Consider the following 20995-nt stretch of genomic DNA (forward strand, 5'->3'; position numbering starts at 1 on the left):
AGTAGGAGAGCTACTCAGACCAAACTCCCACGATATGATCATCAGAAGTCTGTTGATGCATGGCCAGCCACTCTGGAGGGCGCTCAGGATAATACTCGGGTGGGCAATCGACTGTTTTTTCTATATTCGCCTGAATGGCTCTATTAAATAGATCCAGATAAGCCTGCTTTAACTTGTCAAGCTTAGCCTGGTCACCAGCTTTCAAATGCTCGGGTAAATTGATCCCCTGGGAAAGCTCACCAAGCTCAAATACATTAAAAACAATCTTGCCCTGAAGTCTGCTTAAATCAACACCTTCCTCTTTAAGCCATTTCTGGTAGTAAAGCTGAAAAGTAACACTATCAGTGTAAAGGCACACGGTAACAGGCTCCGATCTGCACAGCACTTTTGCAATTAATGCAAAAAGCTCAGTTTTCGCAGCCAGAAATTGGCTACCTTTCCAGTTATCTTGATGTCGTATTAGATCAAGTTGCCAGCCAACAATACTGCTCATTTACTACCTGACCATCTATGCTCAAGAGTAAACTTACTGGGTAGCTGAACTTCATTGTAATCTTCAACTTTTTGTTCCCACTCGCTCATAGACATCACTGCAACATCAGCAGCAGTTCGCCTTTGCTCATGATCATTTGGTACCTCAAAGCCTCGATCGTACCTAATGCCACCTTTTGCAGTAAATAGCCCCCGAGCATGGATATAGCCTGTACCACCATCAGATATGGAATACCAATGCAACTCAAAATTTTCAGGCATAATATCGTTAACAAAAGCTTGCAGTGCAGGCTTTCGAACAGAATTCCAGTCAGATTTACCTTCATTTTCACAAAAAATATTGAAACGTACTTTGGACTTTCTACATCGCCTCATTAACTCAATTAGTGTATTCCTATATCCTGGCTTCGAAAGACAAATATAAGGATCTACAACGGTCACTTTTTCTGCGTACATCAACAGCAACTTTGATGCTTCTGCCAAACCAGAAGCAGAGCGATAGCTCTGAGACTCTGTATGAAAGTCAGGATCTTTCAAATCATAAATATTTGAGACCAAAGTGGGAGGCTCATTCAAAGAAGATTCTACCAATCTGTGAAAAGGACTTTTCTGATGACTAGCTTTAGCAGAATCAATCCAAACATCATGAGTAAAGTCCCTTGAAAAACTTACAACAGCCTTATCTTTCAGTGCTTTTAGATCATCCGAAATGCTATCAACTTTTTTATCACTAACACTCTTACTCAACTTCTCAGCAACAGTACCAAACCACCGTTTCGGAAAAGCAGAAATAACAGCTCCTTTATCATAACCAAACCGCCCTTCAAGTAGCCTGACATCTTTGATGTCTTCAATTTGGTCAGGATCTATTGCAAACTCCCTATGCAACATCAGAACAACTCTCCTCTTCTCTCTTTAAAGAACCCGTTTGGCCAAGGGGCATCGAACTCACCTTCATCTGTTGTGGCTATACCACGAAGGCGGGTTTCACCATTCACCTGCTCACAAAAAACTATTTGGACATCTTCTGGCCGACATTCAAGCTCTGGGCTTTCTACCACCTGCTCAGCTGTCTCACGCCTGCGACGCAACAACCTTAACATCAAGTGTTCACTGTGAGTTTCCATCAAAAACAGCTTCTGATAATGGTCTTTGATGCTCTCCAGCATCATATCAGCCAAAACCAGCTGCCATCTTGGATGGATATGCAGTTCCGGCTGTTCGCAGGAAAGAATAACGTCCTGTTCAAGACAAATACCAGCTACTACAGGAAATACCTGTGAAACCCCTACACCCAGCTCCGTAAGCTGATGACGTATACCCAAGTCCTGGTTATCAACATACACGAACCTGTGATCCACCTGTTCAGGCCGAGACTCCACAAATTGATAGGACGTGGCAAACTTGTCTTCGTCCAAAAATGGAGCATTGACCTTGTTTCTGAAAGTGCTTGAACCATTGACGAAAACGTCCCACGCACCTTTTCCATCGTACCATCGTGAATTTTCAGGCCCAGCCAAAATATGCATACTCGCATCTGGGATTACCCTCAATGGGCCTATGTGAAGCAATGTTCTCAATAATCTAGAAAACTCTTTAAGTGGAGCCAGCGTGGATTGCGACAGTGCAGCTTCACAGAATGTTTTTGCAGCCAGAGGACTCTCTTCATACAAACTCTCCCAGTCCCAGGGAGCTGCTGACAAATCGAGACGCTTGTATATATTGGGCAGGGCATGATGCTGCTTGCTCAGCCCTATTGAGCTTGTGTTGAAGTCGGTTTGTAGTATGGCTTCTAAAGGCTCTGGCATTTCAAGGTGTTCAAGCAACTTAAAATGAGTGATTGAGCTTTCTGGTGCACTACTTTTCTTTTCGATCCTGAAAAAGAGCTCCCCGTTTCCATAACACTCATACTGACGAATATAGGGTCTGTTAATCAAAGGGTCCCAAGCTATTTGGAGCTGAAATCCCCAACTGTCTGAGCCATAGTCAGGATAGTACCCGAGTTTCTCGTCCAGTAATGCCTGCTCTGTTTCCGACAAATAGTCATCAAGCAAACGGTCATGATTTCTCATATCCAAGTTTGCCCCCAGAGTAATGACACCATCATGATTCTTGCCATTCACCAGGTTTCTGAAACCACCCAGCCAAACCCTGTTTCCTGAGAGCTGACTGTATTCTGCCCCAGGGTTCCCGCTCATCAAAATCTCGTACAGATACAACAGACCGTGCAGAATAGAGCTCTTCCCAGTGCTGTTGGCACCAAATAGAAGGGTAATAGGAGCTAGAGGAATTGTGGCTGTGTCTTTTATCCCTTTAAAGCCACCCAGGGTTAAGGATTTTATTCTCAAAATATTGCCCCATAGAGGATTGCTGCTTGCCTAATTTCAGCAGATCACCAGGCAAGGTAGTCAAAAGTTCTGGGCTAATACTAACACAAGAGGCTTCGACAACTTCCCACCACTTACCCCACGGAACCCAACTCACCCAAACAGGCTTATACCTCGGCGGAATAGTGGTTGAATAAAGGTGACACTTATACCTTGGATAAATGTCACCTTTATCCTGGCTCCCGGTTTGCAGCTGGGAGCCGAGTTCTCAGAGTTCTCCGGCGAAGGCTTTTTGGCTGAGAGCGTTGAAGAGGTCATCACTCTGCTGAGCCACATCAGAAAATTTAAGACGAAACTCATGAATTCTTTTGAATGATTTTGCAAACTCTAGCTGACTATCTAACGGTGGCAAAATGAAGCAGACAGTTTCGAGCTTACCCTTACTGACCATTCCTTTCATCGCATTGGTTGATGCTTCCTGGATTTTCTTTTTACCAAACAATGCTAGCGCATAGATAAATTCAGTTACTGCTAACCCTGTAACTGGTGTTAATGCGTTAATTTGCTGATTAAACGCTACATCTCTATCCGCTATTGCAGCATTTCCTACACATGAAGGGCTACCTGCAATGCAAGTAATGAGGACTGATCCTTCTTTCGCAATGCGACCAACTTCAGCACCTTGAGAAGATAGATGCTCAGTGGCACAAGTTAGATAGTGTGAGGGAGTATTAATATTATCAGACTTAATCCACTCAACATCTTTGCCATAGAACTCAGGTATTTTTCGACTAGGGGTATTACCTGTAGTTACCTGTGCAAAATCTTTGACCTGCTTCACCTCCCACCCCTTGGGATTCGTCACCGGATCACCAAACATGTCCAGGAAGACACTGCGGAGGAATTCGTCGGCCAGGCCGATGGCCTGCTGGCGTTTCTGGCGAAGCTGGTCGGCTTTATCCAGAATGGCAGCGATGCGCTTTTGCTCGGGCAATGGGGGGAATGGGATTTCCAGCTCAGCAAGTTTTTTCTTATTTAGCGTTGCGCCCATCACTGCTCGGTCTGTCTTCAACAATACATCAAGCTGACTAAGAGCATAAATCAGATAGTTAGGATCAAGCTCATCTGAATCTTTAATCGGTAGTGCTGCAATTGCTTCATTAGTATAGAGATCACGTTGCGCTATACCGACCTTCCCAATAGATAGCTTAAAGCTAAATAGAACTGTTCCTTGCTTTACAAGCTTTATGCCAGATTCTTTAACACCTAGCTCTGTGATCTCTTCTTTTGTCCATGAAATAAACTTGCCTTGCGACATGTCAGCAATTGATAACCAAGGGTGTCCAGTTCCCCAATACTGGGGACTTTTTCTAGCTGGAGTTTTACCTATGTTGATTTCACATAGGTTTGAAAGCTTTACGAGAGGCCAATTCACAACATCCCCTCCAACTCACCCAGCTCCTTCTGAATTTCTGCTTCCAGCGCCTTCAAACGCCCCAGAATTTCCTTCGGAGGGTCGTACGCCTCTTCCTCGTACACGACTTCTTTATAGCGGTTAATGGACAGGTCGTATACATTGGCTTTCAGGTCGGCTTTGGGTACGACAAAGGCTTTTTGAGTGCGGTCTTCCCACTCCAATGGAATGTCAATGCCGTTTAGCAGATCCTTCAGCTTATGTCCTGTAAACTCATCCACTGGTAACTGTTTACTCTTTCGGTATTCTTTCCAGCTGGCGATCAGATGGGGAATGTCGTTTTTATCCACAGGGTTGCGCTTGTCATCCAGACTAAAACCGTCGTGTTCCAGATCGTAGAACCAAACGTTGTCGGTTTCGCCGCCCTTGGTGAAAATAAGAATGGCAGTAGCCACACCTGCATAGGGTTTAAACACGCCAGAAGGCAGATTAATCACCGCTTCCAGCTGGTTATCTTCTACCAATGTTTTTCGCAGGCTCTGGTGGGCCTTGCTGGAGCCGAACAGTACACCCTGTGGAACAACCGTGGCGCTGCGACCACCTATTTTCAGCATTTGCAGAATGCGAGCGACAAACAGCAACTCGGTCTTTTTGGTTTTGACCACTTTCAGAATATCGGGGTCAATGTCTTCTTCGTCCAGGGTGCCGGTAAAGGGCGGGTTAGCCAGAATCAGGTGGAAGCCATTGTGAGACGCATCCGGGTATTTATCGCTGAAGCTCTGGCTCATGGTGTCCTGATAGTGAATATCCGGCTCATCCACGCCGTGCATAATCAGGTTCATAGCAGCGATGCGCAGCATGGTGGAGTCGAAATCGTAACCGTGGAACATGTCTGTGTCCACATGGTTGCGGTATTCGCTCAGCAAGTCCCCAGAAAAAATCTTTTGCTGCTCCAGCTCGCCCTTTTCGTTGGTCACCGTTTGGGTGTGAATGCTGTCCAGGGAGCTGTATTTTTCTAACAGGTATTCATAGGTGGTAGATAGAAAACCACCCGTCCCACAGGCCGGATCACAGATACGCTCTGCCCTGGCCGGATTGGGCTCCATCATTTCCACCATGGCCCGGATAATATGCCTCGGGGTTCGGAACTGGCCGTTAATACCAGCCGTGGTCAGTTTACTCAGCAGATATTCGTATAGGTCACCCTTGGTATCACCCTGATCCAGAGGCAGATTCTTGATCATCTCTACGGCTTTCACCAGCAGGTTGGGCTTCACAATTTCCAGCCGGGCGTCTTTCATAAACTCGCCCAGGAGAGAACCTTCGTCGCTTAAACTTCTAAAGTGCCGGAAGACTTCATCCCGCACCAGTTCCATCATTTCGTCAGCGCCCAGATTGTAATAATGGCTGAACCGGCATTCCTGTTGGTGAGGTTGAAAACGAGGAGTGAAATCGACACCGGCCAACGCCTTTTTCTGCTCATCTTTGCTCTCCATGGTGTCGAGCATGCGGGAATACATCAGGTAGGTGATCTGCTCAATCACGGTGAGCGGATTGGTAATACCACCGACCCAGAACTCTTCCCAGAGCTTGTCGATTTTGCTTTTCAGTTCGCCTGTGATCATGGAACGCTGCTTTTGAATAAAAAAATATTGTTGAACATTATACGCTTCTTGCTGCTTTACCATAGCTTACAGAGGTGGAGGTTTACCCTTAACCTGAGACTGGTATGATGGTTTTGCTTGTTTTGACACCTATTGCTATGGATGTGTCACCTCATAAAACCAGCGCATAAAAACAAGGATGAACAAGAACAATGAGCAGTGCCGACAGTCATATTCCGGCTAAGACCAAGCTAGAACATGCCCTCCAGCGGTATGAAGAGCGCATACGCCAATCCGGAAAAAATCCTACTGATAAGCAGCAACTCCACCTTGAGCGAGAGCGCATGCATATTGAGTCGCTTGCAGATCTGACTCAAAAGCTTGAGGACTATTACAAGATTGTTGATGAGCCACAGTACAACCTGCTGAAAAATGACGAACATCTGAGCGAACGCTTAGGTAAAAATATGCGGGCGACAGGACGGCCAAAACCCACTGAACGTTACGATGCCCATGCTATTGTTTCTGGTGGTCACGCAAAAGCAGCCGCAGCCCGAATCACACTGGCAATGGTCAGGGTGGGGCTGGATGACCCCGTGAACGGCGCCTGGCTGCCAAGAGCTGGAAATGATGCGAAGCGTTCAAATTGTTGGGCTACTCCTGGTGCTGCTCCTCATAGCCGAACCCATAGAAACAGTTATTACGACTGGATTACCAACGAGCTCAGACCCTTCAAAAACGTCAAACAACAGAAAGCGCTAAAGGATAAACTCAGATCCATTGGCACCAAGCTGGAAACGGGCAAAGAAATCCCTGAACATATAAAAGAAGAGATGCGCTATGCAGATTTACAAAGTAGTTAGTGATCCCAGGTATGGCGTTTTATTCCCTGACCTGATTGCTATAGGCCAACAGCTTGATGATCCCTCTGAATTTATGGAGGCTATCTCTTCCGCTAAATCTCTTCAGTCAAGCTGGATCAATCTGGAAGGGACACTGGACGACCCTGACAAACCTGGTGATCTTTGCCGGACACAGATCAACCATCTGACTCTGTCCTCCAAGGCGAAGGAGCAACTTCAATCAGTTGTTTCTGATTCTGGCGAGTTACTGCCTTTTTCCTTTGAGGGAGACTCATGGTATCTGCTGAATGTCCTCAACAGTATTCCAGCCAAAGAGAATGAGAGCCGTATCAATCAATACAGTGCAGTAGAAGCTATTGCTTTTAGTGCCAAAGACTTGGAGAACCAGATGCTCTGGACATCCTCTTTCGGTTATGACGGCGACATATATTGCTCAGACAAGTTTATCGAAGTCGTCGAGAAAGCAGGCTTGACCGGGCTGGGTTTTGAAAAAATATACCCGCTTTCCAGTCAATAGAAAACACTCTCCGGCGTAAGGCCGGAGAGCTCATCTCTTTATGCTGACTCACCCATATTCACCGCAAAGCCATCCACAATTTCCTTGATGGCCATCACCTGGGTCATATCACTGAAGACACCGGTAATGCCTTCCCCATGAATGCGGGTGAAGGGCTGTTCAAAGAGCTGCTTCATTTCCACGGTGCCGTAATCGCGGATATGGTTTTTCAACATGTCCAGAAAGCGGATCTGCTGACTGTTGAGGTTATACTGAGCAGCAAAACCGGCGAATTTATCCGCTACGGCACTGCTTTCCATACCGATCAGGGTGCGCAGAATCTGATCCAGCCCGGCAGAGGCTTCAGGATAGAACTCTTTCAGCGTCCGGATGTCCACATTGGGGTTTTGTATCAGTACCAGCTTGGCCAGTTCGTCCAGCTCTTTCTCATCCACCGACTCGCCATTGCGGATTTTCAGCAGTACTGGATGAGTAGTGAATAGTGGTTCCAGCACACCCTGCACTTGCTGACGGTAAAGTTTAAGGTCTATAGACTTAATCTTGCTTTCCCGCTGACCTGTCTCGTAGAGTGCCTGATCCTCTTTGACATCCAGGTAGAGCGGTTCAGAAGGAGGAGGTGTCACTTCGCCCTCCATTAAGTACATAATGCCCCGCAGGCGAGTTCTCACATGCTCCAGCTCGGCAAAACTGGCATTTTGCCACCAGTCTGCATCACGGGCCTGATTAATGATGTCGCCCTGTTGCTGAACCTGAGCCAGATGAGGCGGCAACATATCCAGCTTTTTGACGACAGTAGCCCAAGGTTTCATCAGGTGATCTTTATTGGTGTACAGCGCTGTCTGAGCTTCGATGATATCCATATCAAAACGCAGGGCATTACCCTGGCCCCGAACATCCAGCCATTGCATTAAGGGACCCATTTCATCCAACAGTTGCTGCTGGGTTTGTGGCGCAAATTGCTCCAGGACCTTCTGGTTTCTGAGCCGGTCACGGGTCTGCCACTTTTCCTGCACGGCAATGGAGCTTTCATCCAACCCTTCAATTTGATCGTGCAGTTGTTTGGCGACGATTTTCAGGCTGCCCTGTTCAAACTTTTTCTGGGCGGCCTTGCCCAGCTCTACCCAGGCTTCAAGGCGTTTCTGAGCCAGCGGTTTACTGTTACTGGGCTCACTTTCTGGCGGTTCCTGCTCAAAATACTCAAAGTTGCCCCAGTGGTCGTATATCCGGAATTTTTCCTTGTGCTGGCCTTCGCCAAACAGGTTAGGGCAGAGACGGGTGCCTCGGCCAATCATCTGCCAGAACTTCACTTTCGATTTAATGGGTTTGGCAAACACCAGGTTCACCACTTCCGGCACATCGATACCGGTATCCAGCATATCGACCGAGATGGCAATGGTCAGCTCTTCATTGGTTGAATGATCTCCGCCTTTAAAGTCATCAATCAACTGTTCTGCCCTGGGATTGTAGTTATCAATCACCTGACAGAACTTACCGGCGAACTGAGGATACATTTCGTCAAAAACACTCTGCAGCAGCACGGCATGTTTGTGACTGCGAGCAAATATAATACTTTTGCCGGGTAACTGGTCATCTTTGTCACGCAGACCATTTTCCATCAGGTTTCGGATAATGGCCCGGTTGGTATCCCGGTTGAAAATAGCCTTATCCACCGCTTTGGCTTCAAATTCCAGCGTATTAGGATCGATGCCCTGCGCTTCCAGTTCAGCAATCTGATCATCACTCAGCTTGTCCTGCTTAATGCCTTCACGCAGAAACTGAGTCGTATGGGTAACAATTTCGTAGGGTGTCAGATAGGAATCTGCAATAGCGGCTTCCAATGAGTATTCAAAGGTAGGAATTCTCCCTTCACAGCCAAACAGCCCGTAGGTAGTGTGACCAATCATATCCACTGGCGTTGCGGTCAGACCCACCTGCAGGGCGTCAAAATATTTGAACAGATCACCGTATACGTTGTAGATGGAGCGGTGAGATTCGTCAGCAATGATCAGATCAAAGTAGCCCACATCGTACTGATCCATGATGTTCATCATGCCCGGATAGGTGGAGATATAAATCCGAGAGTTGTCCTGATATTTCTTGTCCGTCCTGCCCACCACAAAGATCGGGTCATTCACAAACTCATTAAAGGCATTTCTGGCCTGCTTGCGGAGCTCTTTTCGGTCACAGAGAAACAGCACTCTCTTCGCCCAGCGGGCATCCAACAGCTTTTTGGTCAGCGCAATAGCAACCCGGGTTTTACCGGTTCCGGTGGCCTGAACGATCAAAGCCTTGCGATGCCGGTCGGAAAATCGCTCACTCACCCGGCTGATACTTTCCATCTGATAAAGACGACCGGCAATATCGGTATCCACAGGCACCGATTCCAGGGGACGACAACTGTTTCTCTGTTGAATCAGATACTGAAGGCTGTCCGGACTGTAAAAACCAAATAGCTTGCGGGGAGGGTAGTTGCGAGCCGGGTGATCATCCCAGATAAAAATATCATTGCCATTGGTATAGAAAATAACCGGACGCTGCCCCGTCTCTTTTTCCAACCAGTTAGCGTAGAGTTGGGCCTGCTTACGACCCTTTTCAGCATCTACCTTGGTGCGTTTGGCTTCTACAACACCAATGGGTAAGCCCTTCTCGTCCCAAAGCACATAATCGGCATAACCATCACCGGATGGGGTAGGTTGCTCCTTAACCGGATGCTCCTGGGTGACCTGCATCGTATCCTGCACGCCTTCAGCCACATTCCAGCCAGCCGCCATAAGGCGCGTATCAATCAGGCGACGACGAGTTTCCGCCTCATCCATATCCAGAACACTGGCTGCCTGCTCTCCCTGCTTGCGACTTTGCTCCAGCCTGGCTTCCAGCTCGTCGGCTTTTTCTTTAGCGAACTGCAGATCACGCAGAATCGATATTTCGCGCTGCTGAGCTTCTTCCAGATCGGTTTTAGCCTGCTCTAACTGTTCCTGCTTTTTCTGCAGTTCCTTTGGGCTGATATCAGAAGAGGCTTTATCAGAGATGGGTGGATTAGGTAACTGAAATTTTGCAAAGTCGTCAGCATGGCCACCGGCGTATTTCAAATACATCCAGGCCCCCATAATGTGGGCTTCTTTCAGCAACCACTGGGCGTCTTTGGCTTTAATGGGGTCACCATGAGCAGCTCGATTGCCATGAATGCGAAGGGCATCCATCTTCATGGTAATAGGCTTGGGAATGATACTTTGAAAAGTGTCGTCCGCGATCAAGTCAAAAACACTGGAGCGGTATCCCTGTTGGAGACGTTCATGCCGGTATAGCCAGCGAACGATCAACTCCAGATAATTACGCAGTTTAACCAGACTGCTCTCAGGGTCAGTATGAACATACTGTTCAGCCTGAGCGCCAAGGTTTGCCAATTCCGGCCACTTGGAACGAAGCATTTCAAAGTTAACTGACGTCATGGGGCAAACATCCTGTTAAGGGATTCTCGATGCCCGTTATTATTCTACTTTTGTCGCTTTTTAATCAAGACAGTGGTTCTGCCAGCTAATATTCTCGAATATCTCGATAAATCTTCCTTCCTGTAAGCAAACGACTCAACTCTTTTTCATAGAGCCGAATAGCTGCACGCTTGGCGGGTAAGTGATGATGGCGGTCATAGTGCTTTTTAACAATGCCGGTTTGGCCATGTGACTGGAGCAGGTTACTGTCTTCTGGCCTTACCCCTGCATCGGTCAGTAGATAGTTGGCCGTTCTTCTGATATCTCTTGCAGTAAACTTTTCAGGCTCTGGTAGCCCTGCCCGCCTGGATTTTTCAACTCTATCCTCATGCCAACGGATAAAAACATTCTTTAGAGTATCCAGTCGTATTTCTTTGTCCGGACTACTGTAGAAAGGTCCTGGTAAGTCGCCATTATGAGCCTGTAACACTCTTAATATTCTTATCTGTCGCGCAGTAAGAGGTATAACATGTTTTCGAACGCCTCCTTTTCCTTTTCTCTCAACCAGTGAAACGCACCGCCGCTTGAAGTCATAGTCTTTCCATAGAGTACGAATCAATGCCTGGGGTCTTTGGCCAGCTGTAGCTACCATCATTTTTACCAATGAGGACAGTACAATGCCAACCTTGTACGTTTTATGGACATTAAGATAAAGCTCCTGCAACTCATCATCGGATAAAATACGATCAATCGCATTCTCGGCAGAGGTATCTTTTCTCGTCAAAGAGACAGGATTACCTGTGAGATAATATCTCTTGTATCCACGCCTGGTCGGGTCATAATCTGCATGAGCCCCGTAAACGAAGGCTGCATGAAGTGAAGCACGCACCCGATTCATTTGAACATTGGCCCCTCTATCAGCAAGAGGAGCAAGAATATCTACGATGTCATCCGGTGTAATATCTTTTGCTCGCTTCTCCAGTAAATGGGGCAACGGCTTGGTGATATTGGTCTGAAAAGAACGCCAGGTTTCATTCACACTGACCTTTCCATCAATACGCATCTGATCAATGTAGCTATTCAATAAGTCGCCTAAAGTGCCTCTGCTGGCTTCTTCTTCAGCTTTCCTGATGGCTTCTTTCTGCTCAGCGGCCAGCTTTTCAGACTGTAACTGCAGGTACTCTTTGAGGTCCCTGGGCGCGATAGAGCGCTTCAACCTGGCCCACTCATGGGCTTTTTCCCTGCAGTCTAATAAGGAGAAACCTCCAGTACTTCTTTTCTCCCTATAGCGACCAATCAAAATTAGCGTTGGATTATTGCCTTTGTAATAACGGTAATAGCTTTGAACTACCCCAGTAGCTCGCCAAAACAGCAAGGCACCATTGCCTCGTCCGAGCGATTCTGTAACGGTTTTGCCTTCTGTCAGACTTCTGATTTCTGCATCAGTAAGCACGGTTGTTCTTTTTTGAGGAGAAGCCAGCATCAACTATTTTTCTCAAAAAACTTGCATTGCTAGCACTATAGGTTTCTATCGAGATTTTGTGAAACAGTTCATGTATGAATTAAACAAAAAGATACTGTTAACCCTTTATATATAAAGGCTTGCAGGCACGTTTTGGGCATATTTGAAACAGTACGATATTACTAAAAGGTGCCTCTTGTAATCAGTGGGTCCCGAGTTCGACTCTTGGTGCCGGCACCAAATTTTCTCTTAGTTTTCAGTAACTTAGAGTAGGTGTGAGACAAACACTTGATGATTTGTCGCAGTCGTTTAGTAAGGTCAATGACAAGACCAATGACAAGATCACACCTAGACACAAAAACCCGGTTTCAGTAATGACAACCGGGTTTTTTGTGTCTAGCTCAGAAGCACTATACCCTCGACGTAAATCTCCATCTTGTCATTGATGAAAACGACGATGACAAGACGCCATACTGTCAATGACAAGACAAAATGACAACATACGGATGTGCGATCAGGAAAGCTTGATGAAATTCAGGATCGGAGACGACATTGCAGTAGCAGCAACACCAGGTACACCTGAACCATCCAAGTGGACAATCTGGTTATAACAAAGCTGCAAGTGACCATCAGATGAAAGATGGAGGTAAAGCCAGGTAGTATCAACATAACTATCTGGAACCGCTGGTCCCGGAAAGTTAATCAAACCACCTGCCAGCTTCCTGTGGTAAACAGGGATGCAATCCCCTGGAGCCATAGAGATATTGGAACAGTTCTGACCTTTCCATTCTTGGTTCTGACAAAAGTAATCCGGTGGGGGGAAAGCTGTGACCGCCTCAAACCTTCTGCTTCACTCCATCTCGCTCCGGTGGCAAGACATATCCGAATCATCAGACCTACGTCCTGCTTAACCCAGTAAGAATCAAGAACTCTTATGTTTCTTCTCAAGCAGGTGATTAATCAGCTCAGTTCGAAAGTTAATAACACTATCTGGTTGAGTAAGTAGCAAATAACTACAGTCGTCTTTTGGCTGCTGGATAACTGATGAATAATCACTCAATTGCTGACATTGCTCATCAGGAGAGCGCTCTGCCCAAAAACCATCAGTAGCCATTATTAGAACAGAACCTTTTGACCACTGGTGTTCTTGGTATTCAGGCTGCATATAGTGCCTGCTGTTAAATGTTCTGGTCAGGCTATGCCTTCCTGCATGTTTACGCAGCTGATCTTCTGATTCAGAATTAATGGCATTGGCCAAACTGTGTATAGAGGTTTTCCAGTCAATACGCTCTGGTGAGATTATTGGAGCAAAACCTAAACGGCAGTCCCCTGTATGAAGTGTTTGAACAAGGTTATTTACCTGCACTCTGGCAATCAGATAACTAGCAGCAGCTACAGGATAGAGTCGTCTTAACTCAACCTGCCACTCTGGTAATCTGGATAGCAAGTCTTCAATAGGATCAGAACTGGTCTGCTTGAATGTATTTATAACTTTTGAACACAGAACTGAAGCCATTAAACCGCTCTGGATTTTAGAAGTAGCACCATCGGCAATTATATACAGTGCTTCATTCTGCTTTCTGGCGTAGGCAAATGCATCCCTGTTATCCGGGGTTTTCTGCCCTTTGGCTGAGCGCCATTGGGAGATAAGGGTCACGAGCTTCCAGACTCCTTCAACTGACAAGCAGTTTCCAGCCGCTCGAAGATGATTTCTTCACGCTGCTGATCACCTCTAGCAGTACTCTGAACAGCGTATTCAAAATCGTCGAGCTCCAGTAACTTTGAAATCTCTGCTGCAACAAATGCCTGAAGTTCTCCAGGAGCATCAGAAAGCTCTTCAACCAGGGATTCCCTGCCATCAAACAGGTTTAACAGGTCTTCAAGATCACGGTGAAATGCATCGTTCTTACCTCGCCCCAGCCAGGCATCCAGCTTGGTAGCAATAAAATAAGGAGGCGTCAGTAGTCGAATATTCAGATCATCAGTGACCTGAACGGATTGAGCCGTTTTTAAAGCTTCTGCATACCAACGATTACTGAAACCTAACACTGAAGCGTCATCAGGCATAATATCAACCTGCAGTTCACCCAGACGCATTCGGCAAATAACGTCGTCTTCCATGGATTCGCTGAAACCTTTCTCCTTCAACAGCTCTTTCAGCTGGTGCCATTGGCCATACCCCATCACGTTCACAATGAGATCTACGTCATCCGTCGCTCGAACACTTTCACGGGTAAAATCGTCAGTCAGCAATAGTCCTGTTGTACAACCACCCACAAAAGCAACATCAGGTAGAAGATCATCTCCCAAAGCTCTGGCTACGGTTTCAATCATGGACAACAGCTGGTTGTAAGTTCCACTCATTAAGTTTGTAACCTTTCTTTGAGTAGCTGTATTGCAACCTGAGATTCTCTGGGATTTCCTAGACGAATAGCGTCTACAAGAGCCAATAGATCATAAAGACAATGATCTTGCTTTACGGCTTCAGGCACACTTTTAAAGAGAGGGTCTATTTTCATACCCATGGTATCAGCATGAGCATCAGGCCATACCGGTCTGTATTCACCTGCAGACATCAGTTTGCCTGCCAGGCCGGGCGCCGCAAAAGCAGTAGGTATTCCCCTTACCAGATCACCAGCTTTGGCGGGGAAAACATACTTCAGGCCATTTGGAATAAATTCCAACAGTGCCCGGACATTAGCTTTTGGCAGCTTGCTCTTTCTATCATGTTTCATCAGTCCTGCTGCAGCGCTGCGGGACAGAGAGTTACTGACCTCTGACTTACCCACACCTGTACTGGCTGACAAAGCTCGTACTGAGTAGTTCTCTTGGGATGCTTCGCATTGCTGCAAGCAGACCAGTTTAAGAAGTATCAGAATATCCTGACCTTTCATGGCTTCCCTCCTCCTATCAATATTGTCCACTGTCCATGGACAATGGACAGATTAGACAATATATCCATGAAAAGCCAATTAAGTAGTCTGTAGCCCTTGGATTAGAGCAACCCCTCAGTTCTGCAAGTGACTGTGGCCCCGGCAAGCTTTCTGTTCATTTTCCTGAGCAATAGGCAAAGGAGATAGGCTGAAATTGTTTCACAGGCTCTCCTGAAATGTATAAAAATCGCTATTTTCTATACAGGTCATCTGGATATGTATAGAAAACCCATATTTCCTATACATATTTAAAATTCAAGAAGGCTCTTGCTGTTCCCAGGCTTAAAAAAGAATGCATACTACTCCAGAATACTTTTGTATAACGCTCGGTTTACCCACAACACTTTTTAAACTTCTTGCCGCTGCCACAGGGGCACGGGTCATTTCGCCCCACTTTGGGAGCATCTCTTACGATGGTTCCTTGATTCTCTGCACGACTGAAAAAGCTTTCAATGTCATCAGCTACATCTTCCGGGGATGCAAAAAACTCGCTGAGATCAATATCATCCAACTCTTCACCGACTCCCTCTTCAGTAAAGCAGTCCCAATTCTCCAGCTCGGCAATGGTGTCGGTAATATAATCCTGGTGAAAGGAGAGTGAAAATTCATCCACTTCTCCTTCTTCGAAAATATCTTCCACTTCCTTGAGGGTGATGTATGTCTCCATATCGGGCCACTGCTGATAGCAGCTTCGGATACTGTCTATCAGATCCGAAAACATCATCATCTCGCTGATGTCAGCGAGACTGATTCGGAGATAACCTCCCTCGTATTGCAGCTCTCCACTCAGCATTCGACGACAATAATCATGTAACTGACTTTTATCCCACTGCCCACGGCAGACCAGAGTCAGCAGAGAATAAAAAGCATGTGAGCGGGCGTACTGGTTTGCCTCAGGATTTTCTGCGAGCTGCTGAATAGGCATGACATCGCCATTGCAGACAGACGCCAGAATTCGGCTCAGTCCTTCTTCGCCGATGATCCACTCAATTTCCTCATCCAGTTGATTCAACAGTTTAATGAGGGGCTTATAAGCTCGGGTTTCCCGGAACTGCGCCAGAAGAAAAATCGCAAACAAAAGCAGATCAATCTGGTCGTTATCTATCGCTCCTTGGGGATCAGCAGCCACCGTTTCCAGATAATCCAATAGTAGAGGCGTCGCAGCCTCCTGCTGATCAATCACCGTTTGCAAAGCTTCTCTGGGAAAGACGCCTTCCTTATGGTGAGACAGAGTCTCAATAGCTTGCTGAAGATCGGTCATACGACTCTTGCCTTTGTATTGATAACGGCTTTGCGCTTGAGTTGCCCTAGTTTACTGATAACTAGCACTTTTCTCTCCCAGAAAGTTTGTCTAACAGACTGTTGGAGAATTGGCTTTTTTCTTATGTTCTCTTTTACACAGTTCCCGACCCTAAGTGATGAATCAGCACACTGCCAGACCCGAGATACTCGATGGTATTTCGAGCATAGGCTAATCGAAGCTCTCTCTTTCAGCTTGCTCAGTAGTACCAGATTGTGGCCCATAGTAATTGGGCAACAGCCTATTGCCCAAATTCTGGGTCGGGCCATGCTTCGGCAAACTGCTGCATATATTTCAGATTTCTGTAAGAAAAATCTTTCAAATCTGGAAAAGACACTTCAAGATCATGAGCCAGAATAAGAGTCATATAATCCTAGCTACTCTTTAGCAAGCTGCTGGGCAAGCACTTTGCCCGGTGCTCGGATATTCGCTATCTCTTTCCTAAAAGCCTGTTTCAGGCTTCAACATTTTCCAACTCCATGTTGATAAACAAAAGCAAAACAAACTCGGTCACGTCGTCGAAATAACTGATACCGTCGCCAGGATTTACATCACTGAAGCTCCAGAGTTTATGGACGATGTGGTGGGTCATGAAAGAAGTCCGAGAAAAGGGGAAAAGTTATTGATATGGGGTAAGGTCGTTGCTATCTCGCGTCATCAGATCGAGCAACTTACGATGAACAAACAGCTTTTCCTTTCCGGACTGAATTTCGTAGAGAACACCAATCGCACAGAGCTGCTTAAGATAGATTGAAGCCGTTTGCCTCTTGGCAATGTTGCGCTCTGTCAGGTTGCTGATACGGCTATAAGGCTGCTCAAAAATAATTTGGATCAGTTCATGACTGTACAGTTTAGGTACCTGCTTCTGAATCCACTGGGCTGTCAGCTCCATCAGTTCACGAATGCCGGCTATTTTATCGCGGGTCCAGCAGGAGGTACTTTCTACAGCCTCCAGCATATATAAAATCCAGGGTTCCCAGGCACTTTCCTGAGTCACCCGATTAAGCAGTTGATAATACTGCGCCTTGTTTCGGACAATGTAGTGACTCAGATAAAGAATCGGTAGAGTCAGCAGACCCTTCTCCAACAAGTAGAGAACATTCAGTATCCTGCCTGTTCGACCATTGCCGTCTGTAAAAGGGTGAATGGCTTCAAACTGATAGTGGGTCACCGCCATTTTTACCAATGGATCAGTGTCGTCTTCAACGTGAACATATTGTTCCCAGTTTGCCAGCAAGTCACGAATCACTGTTTCGCCTACCGGAGGAGTATAGATAATATTGCCCGTCAGGTCGTTAGCCAGTGCAGTGCCAGGCACTTTTCGAATGTCCATGTCGCAGCCTTTAATTGTGCTGCATACAGCCACTGCCATATTGGTGGTGATAGGTCTTTGAGCCAGTTGCTGCACACCGGAAAACAATGCGGTGCGATATCTCAGTGCTTCTTTAGTGGCAGGATCTGCATGGCTGTCTTCTTCGGCGTACTGAAACAGTTTATCAGTGGTTGTTACAATATTTTCTATTTCAGAGCTGTCTTTCGCTTCCAGCAAAGGCAACATATTGATCAGAAGCTCCTGATTGGGCAACAACTCCCCAGCCTGCTTGAGTTCTGCCAGGGCCGCTCTGGCTCGAATACAGGCTTTAAGAACAGGGACTGTTTCCAGATTTTGCCCGGCAGGCAAGAGTGGAAGCTCGTTGTAAGGCTGATCAGGCTGCCATTTCATGCTTATAAACCGATAAAAAATCGACACGTTATCAGCTTATGTCGATAGTATCGACATGTAAAGAAAACGTGTTTAAAAAACACAATTTAATCGACACGTTTTTCGATTATGTCGATGCTATAAACATGAGTCCTTAATGTGTCGATATTTTTTGGAAATATCGACACATAATAGATCAGGGCTTCTCTTAGGATTTGTCTCAAAATAATTTCCCGATTTACACATGGACGCCGTTCACCCTGAAGCTTGTCGAAGGGTGTTGGTTTCGACTTATCCGTTGACATACAAATCATGAATCTTTATTTTAATTAAACACTGTTCAATTAAAATAAAGATTCATGGCCAGAAGATACGATCACTCAAGGGAAGAAATACAACAGCTGACGCTGGAGAAGGTCGGCGAGATTCTTGAGACCGAATCGGTTCATTCACTTTCCCTTAGAAAGATCGCCAAAATGGTGGGTTATMCCCCTGCCACTCTGATCAATATTTTTGGGAATTACTCCGGATTATTACTGGCCATTAATGCTGAAAGTCTGGATGTGCTTCATGAGTTGTCTGTGAAAGCTTTGGAGTCTGAGACTCGATCTTTGGAAAAGCTTCATGCCCTTGCCAATGTTTATCTTTCCTATGCCTGTGAGCATACCCATCGCTGGCAGCTGATCTTTGAACACCGCATGCCCGAAGGAGAAGAGATTCCTCACTGGCATCAACAGCGTATCGATTTGATGTTCAGTTTGCTGGATGACTGCCTAAAGTCGATTGCGCCTGAAAAAAGCAGTGCAGAGCGGGAGACAGCCACTCGAGTCCTTTGGGCGGGTGTGCACGGTATTTGCCTGCTGGCTACAGAAGACAAACTCTTTTCCAAAGCTCATGCGTCTGGAGAAATGTTGATCCAGTCGTTGATTGATAACTACTTGAATAGCTGGTGTTAGGAACGTCACCGGTAAGAATAACAATAAAACAGCCATGAACTTTTCATCCCTCTAAAAAGAAAAAGATTCATGGAAAAAAGTCAGGGAGTGTCACTATGTCGGATACCCGTCAATTCAGTCTTTTGGGAAAAAGACGATTTCTGCCGTTTTTTGGTACTCAGTTTCTGGGAGCCTTCAATGACAATGTTTACAAGAACTGTCTGATGCTGATGGTAGTGTTTGCAGGGGCTTCTGTTTTGCCAGCCAGTGCAGACACTATGGTCAATCTGGCAGCAGGGCTGTTCATTCTGCCCTTCTTCCTCTTCTCAGGTACTGCCGGTCAGATTGCTGACAAGTATGAAAAGTCCGAGATTATTCGCAAGATCAAACTGGTTGAAATAGCGATTATGGCTGTAGCAGCCTTCGCCATTCTGACTCAAAGCTTCACCGCAATGTTGGTTCTGCTGTTTTTGATGGGTACTCAAAGCGCATTTTTTGGTCCAGTAAAGTACGCCTTGCTTCCACAAGCGTTGAAAGATGAAGAGTTAGTAGGAGGCAATGCTCTGGTGGAGATGGGCACCTTTGTAGCCATTCTCGCTGGCACTATTGGTGCCGGATTTTTAATTGAGTTTCCCGATGCCAATCAATGGATTGCTGGCTCAGTCATAGTGTTTTCGATCCTTGGCTATCTCTGTAGCCGGGGTATTCCAAAAATGCCTTCCACCGCTCCTGACCTGAAGCTCGATTGGAATCCTGTTACCCAGACGTTGCGAACGCTTCGCTATGCCAAGGCCGATAAAGCCACGTTTCAATCTATTCTCGCCATTTCCTGGTTCTGGGCACTGGGAGCTGCTTATTTAACCCAATTGCCCAACTTCGCCAGTGATGTACTTTCAGGTGGACCACAGGTTGTCACATTGATGCTGGCCGTCTTTACCATTGGTATCGCTCTTGGCTCCCTGATTTGCGAACGTCTTTCCGGCAACATCATCGAAATAGGCATCGTACCTCTGGGTTCTCTGGGGCTTAGTATTTTTGCTATTGACCTGTTTTTTGCTATCACCCCAGTCACCGCTCCACTGATGAGTGCCGGCGAGTTTCTCAGTCACCCATCAAACATTCGTGTGCTGTTCGATCTGGCCATGATTGGCTTTTCTGGCGGAATTTTTATCGTTCCTTTATACGCTCTGATTCAACAGAGAGCGAAACCGGAGCAGAGAGCCCAGATCATAGCCGCCAATAACGTTCTGAACTCTTTGTTCATGGTGGGCAGTGCTGCAGCTGGCATAGTTATGCTGGGTGTACTGGATTTATCCATTCCTACTTTCTTTCTCACGTTAGCTGTCGTTAATCTGGCCGTAGTTGCTTATGTTTACTCTCAGGTTCCCGAATTTGTCCTCCGGTTTGTGATCTGGATGCTCTCCCACACCATGTACCGTGTTACTCACAAGCATCTTGAAAACATTCCGCAGGAAGGTGCAGCTGTACTGGTTTGTAATCATGTTTCCTACGTTGATGCTCTTTTGATTGGCGGAGCAGTGAAGCGTCCTGTTCGTTTTGTTATGGACAAGACTATCTACAGCTTCCCGGTGCTGAATCGCTTCTTTAAATTGAGTAAAACGATTCCTATCTGCCCTGAACACAAAGACCCGGAGACCTTCCACCAAGCCTTCGAAAAAATCAGTGAAGAGCTGAGAGCTGGCCATCTGGTGTGCATTTTCCCGGAAGGAAAACTGTCTAAAGATGGCCGTCTGGGTGAATTTAAAAAAGGCATTGAGAAAATACTGGAAAATGACCCCGTACCTGTCGTACCCATGGCTCTGAAAGGCCTTTGGGGCAGCGTATTCAGTCACAAGGATGGACAGGCTTTAACCACTCGACCAAGAAGGTTCTGGTCAAAAGTGGAGTGTATTGCTGAGCCTCCGGTCCCAGCACAAAACAGTAATGCCAGCCTGTTAGAAAAGAAAGTATCCGACATGCTTGCTTACTGACGAGCGATTAATGCATGACTGCGAGTT

General features: G+C 46.3%; 16 protein-coding genes and 2 pseudogenes. 4 read left to right on the plus strand and 14 right to left on the minus strand.

What is annotated here, in order from left to right; translation table 11 throughout:
• Nucleotides 1–10 precede the first annotated feature (10 nt).
• From WG89_RS08660 to WG89_RS08680, 5 genes are all read right to left on the minus strand, one after another.
• A complete protein-coding gene (locus tag WG89_RS08660) occupies nt 11–493 on the minus strand; it encodes a hypothetical protein (RefSeq protein WP_062264295.1) in 483 nt (160 codons plus the stop codon).
• Nucleotides 490–1383, minus strand: a complete 894-nt coding sequence (locus WG89_RS08665) for a hypothetical protein (protein ID WP_062264298.1) — start codon at nt 1381–1383, stop codon at nt 490–492. The genes WG89_RS08660 and WG89_RS08665 overlap by 4 nt, the downstream gene beginning before the upstream one ends.
• On the minus strand, nt 1383–2840 hold the full coding sequence (locus WG89_RS08670; RefSeq protein WP_062264301.1) for an AAA family ATPase: 1458 nt from the start codon (nt 2838–2840) through the stop codon (nt 1383–1385). The genes WG89_RS08665 and WG89_RS08670 overlap by 1 nt, the downstream gene beginning before the upstream one ends.
• A 247-nt stretch (nt 2841–3087) precedes the next feature.
• Complete coding sequence (locus WG89_RS29230) at nt 3088–4254, minus strand: restriction endonuclease subunit S (protein WP_079253732.1); 1167 nt, start codon at nt 4252–4254, stop codon at nt 3088–3090.
• Nucleotides 4251–5858 carry a type I restriction-modification system subunit M gene (locus WG89_RS08680; protein ID WP_062264376.1) on the minus strand — a complete coding sequence of 536 codons (1608 nt, stop codon included), beginning with the start codon at nt 5856–5858 and terminating at the stop codon, nt 4251–4253. The genes WG89_RS29230 and WG89_RS08680 overlap by 4 nt, the downstream gene beginning before the upstream one ends.
• Nucleotides 5859–6049: 191 nt before the next feature.
• On the opposite strand from WG89_RS08680, the gene WG89_RS08685 reads away from it, so the two are divergent.
• Together WG89_RS08685 and WG89_RS08690 are read left to right on the plus strand one after the other, a co-directional pair.
• The gene (locus WG89_RS08685) at nt 6050–6700 is read left to right on the plus strand and encodes an AHH domain-containing protein (RefSeq protein WP_062264304.1); all 651 of its coding nucleotides are present in this window, start codon (nt 6050–6052) and stop codon (nt 6698–6700) included.
• Entirely contained in the window at nt 6678–7217 is a 540-nt protein-coding gene (locus WG89_RS08690) for a hypothetical protein (RefSeq protein ID WP_062264306.1), read from the plus strand. Before WG89_RS08685 ends, WG89_RS08690 begins: the two co-directional genes overlap by 23 nt.
• A 38-nt stretch (nt 7218–7255) precedes the next feature.
• Here WG89_RS08690 and WG89_RS08695 read toward each other — a convergent pair whose 3' ends face one another.
• The 9 genes and pseudogenes from WG89_RS08695 to fic form a co-directional block, all read right to left on the minus strand.
• Entirely contained in the window at nt 7256–10666 is a 3411-nt protein-coding gene (locus WG89_RS08695; RefSeq protein WP_062264310.1) for a DEAD/DEAH box helicase family protein, read from the minus strand.
• A gap of 85 nt (nt 10667–10751) precedes the next feature.
• Nucleotides 10752–12128, minus strand: coding sequence for a tyrosine-type recombinase/integrase (locus tag WG89_RS08700; protein ID WP_062264313.1), 1377 nt, complete (start codon nt 12126–12128; stop codon nt 10752–10754).
• Nucleotides 12129–13029: 901 nt separating this feature from the next.
• Nucleotides 13030–13764: a PP2C family protein-serine/threonine phosphatase gene (locus WG89_RS08710; RefSeq protein ID WP_062264319.1), complete on the minus strand. Its 735-nt coding sequence runs from the start codon at nt 13762–13764 to the stop codon at nt 13030–13032.
• The gene (locus WG89_RS08715) at nt 13761–14471 is read right to left on the minus strand and encodes a hypothetical protein (RefSeq protein ID WP_062264323.1); all 711 of its coding nucleotides are present in this window, start codon (nt 14469–14471) and stop codon (nt 13761–13763) included. Before WG89_RS08715 ends, WG89_RS08710 begins: the two co-directional genes overlap by 4 nt.
• The gene (locus WG89_RS08720; protein WP_062264326.1) at nt 14471–15001 is read right to left on the minus strand and encodes a hypothetical protein; all 531 of its coding nucleotides are present in this window, start codon (nt 14999–15001) and stop codon (nt 14471–14473) included. The genes WG89_RS08715 and WG89_RS08720 overlap by 1 nt, the downstream gene beginning before the upstream one ends.
• 370 nt (nt 15002–15371) lie before the next feature.
• A pseudogene (locus tag WG89_RS32885) lies at nt 15372–15449 on the minus strand (SEC-C metal-binding domain-containing protein); the annotation flags it as partial.
• Between the two features lie 138 nt (nt 15450–15587).
• Nucleotides 15588–16301: pseudogene (locus WG89_RS32025) on the minus strand (DUF1186 domain-containing protein); the annotation flags it as partial.
• A gap of 493 nt (nt 16302–16794) precedes the next feature.
• On the minus strand, nt 16795–16932 hold the full coding sequence (locus WG89_RS30250; RefSeq protein WP_153301490.1) for a hypothetical protein: 138 nt from the start codon (nt 16930–16932) through the stop codon (nt 16795–16797).
• Nucleotides 16933–16959: 27 nt separating this feature from the next.
• Nucleotides 16960–18063 (minus strand): protein adenylyltransferase Fic, encoded by a 1104-nt coding sequence (gene fic / locus WG89_RS08735; RefSeq protein WP_062264335.1) that lies wholly within the window; start codon nt 18061–18063, stop codon nt 16960–16962.
• 338 nt (nt 18064–18401) lie between these two features.
• Between fic and WG89_RS08740 the strand changes: the two genes are divergently transcribed.
• Both WG89_RS08740 and WG89_RS08745 read left to right on the plus strand, forming a co-directional pair.
• Complete coding sequence (locus tag WG89_RS08740) at nt 18402–18998, plus strand: TetR/AcrR family transcriptional regulator (protein WP_062264337.1); 597 nt, start codon at nt 18402–18404, stop codon at nt 18996–18998.
• A 95-nt stretch (nt 18999–19093) separates the two neighbouring features.
• Nucleotides 19094–20968, plus strand: a complete 1875-nt coding sequence (locus tag WG89_RS08745) for an MFS transporter (protein WP_062264339.1) — start codon at nt 19094–19096, stop codon at nt 20966–20968.
• Nucleotides 20969–20995: the final 27 nt, after the last annotated feature.

Origin of the sequence: Endozoicomonas arenosclerae (assembly GCF_001562015.1) — a bacterium.
Lineage (GTDB): Bacteria > Pseudomonadota > Gammaproteobacteria > Pseudomonadales > Endozoicomonadaceae > Endozoicomonas_A > Endozoicomonas_A arenosclerae.

What these genes read in the sequence shown, in the direction of transcription:
- WG89_RS08660 (WP_062264295.1), bottom strand. Translation starts at nt 493, where the DNA reads ATGAGCAGTATTGTTGGCTGGCAACTTGATCTAATACGACATCAAGAT.
- WG89_RS08665 (WP_062264298.1), bottom strand. Translation starts at nt 1,383, where the DNA reads ATGTTGCATAGGGAGTTTGCAATAGATCCTGACCAAATTGAAGACATC.
- WG89_RS08680 (WP_062264376.1), bottom strand. Translation starts at nt 5,858, where the DNA reads ATGATCACAGGCGAACTGAAAAGCAAAATCGACAAGCTCTGGGAAGAG.
- WG89_RS08685 (WP_062264304.1), top strand. Translation starts at nt 6,050, where the DNA reads ATGAGCAGTGCCGACAGTCATATTCCGGCTAAGACCAAGCTAGAACAT.
- WG89_RS08690 (WP_062264306.1), top strand. Translation starts at nt 6,678, where the DNA reads ATGCAGATTTACAAAGTAGTTAGTGATCCCAGGTATGGCGTTTTATTC.
- WG89_RS08695 (WP_062264310.1), bottom strand. Translation starts at nt 10,666, where the DNA reads ATGACGTCAGTTAACTTTGAAATGCTTCGTTCCAAGTGGCCGGAATTG.
- WG89_RS08700 (WP_062264313.1), bottom strand. Translation starts at nt 12,128, where the DNA reads ATGCTGGCTTCTCCTCAAAAAAGAACAACCGTGCTTACTGATGCAGAA.
- WG89_RS08715 (WP_062264323.1), bottom strand. Translation starts at nt 14,471, where the DNA reads ATGAGTGGAACTTACAACCAGCTGTTGTCCATGATTGAAACCGTAGCC.
- WG89_RS08720 (WP_062264326.1), bottom strand. Translation starts at nt 15,001, where the DNA reads ATGAAAGGTCAGGATATTCTGATACTTCTTAAACTGGTCTGCTTGCAG.
- WG89_RS30250 (WP_153301490.1), bottom strand. Translation starts at nt 16,932, where the DNA reads ATGACCCACCACATCGTCCATAAACTCTGGAGCTTCAGTGATGTAAAT.
- fic (WP_062264335.1), bottom strand. Translation starts at nt 18,063, where the DNA reads ATGAAATGGCAGCCTGATCAGCCTTACAACGAGCTTCCACTCTTGCCT.
- WG89_RS08745 (WP_062264339.1), top strand. Translation starts at nt 19,094, where the DNA reads ATGTCGGATACCCGTCAATTCAGTCTTTTGGGAAAAAGACGATTTCTG.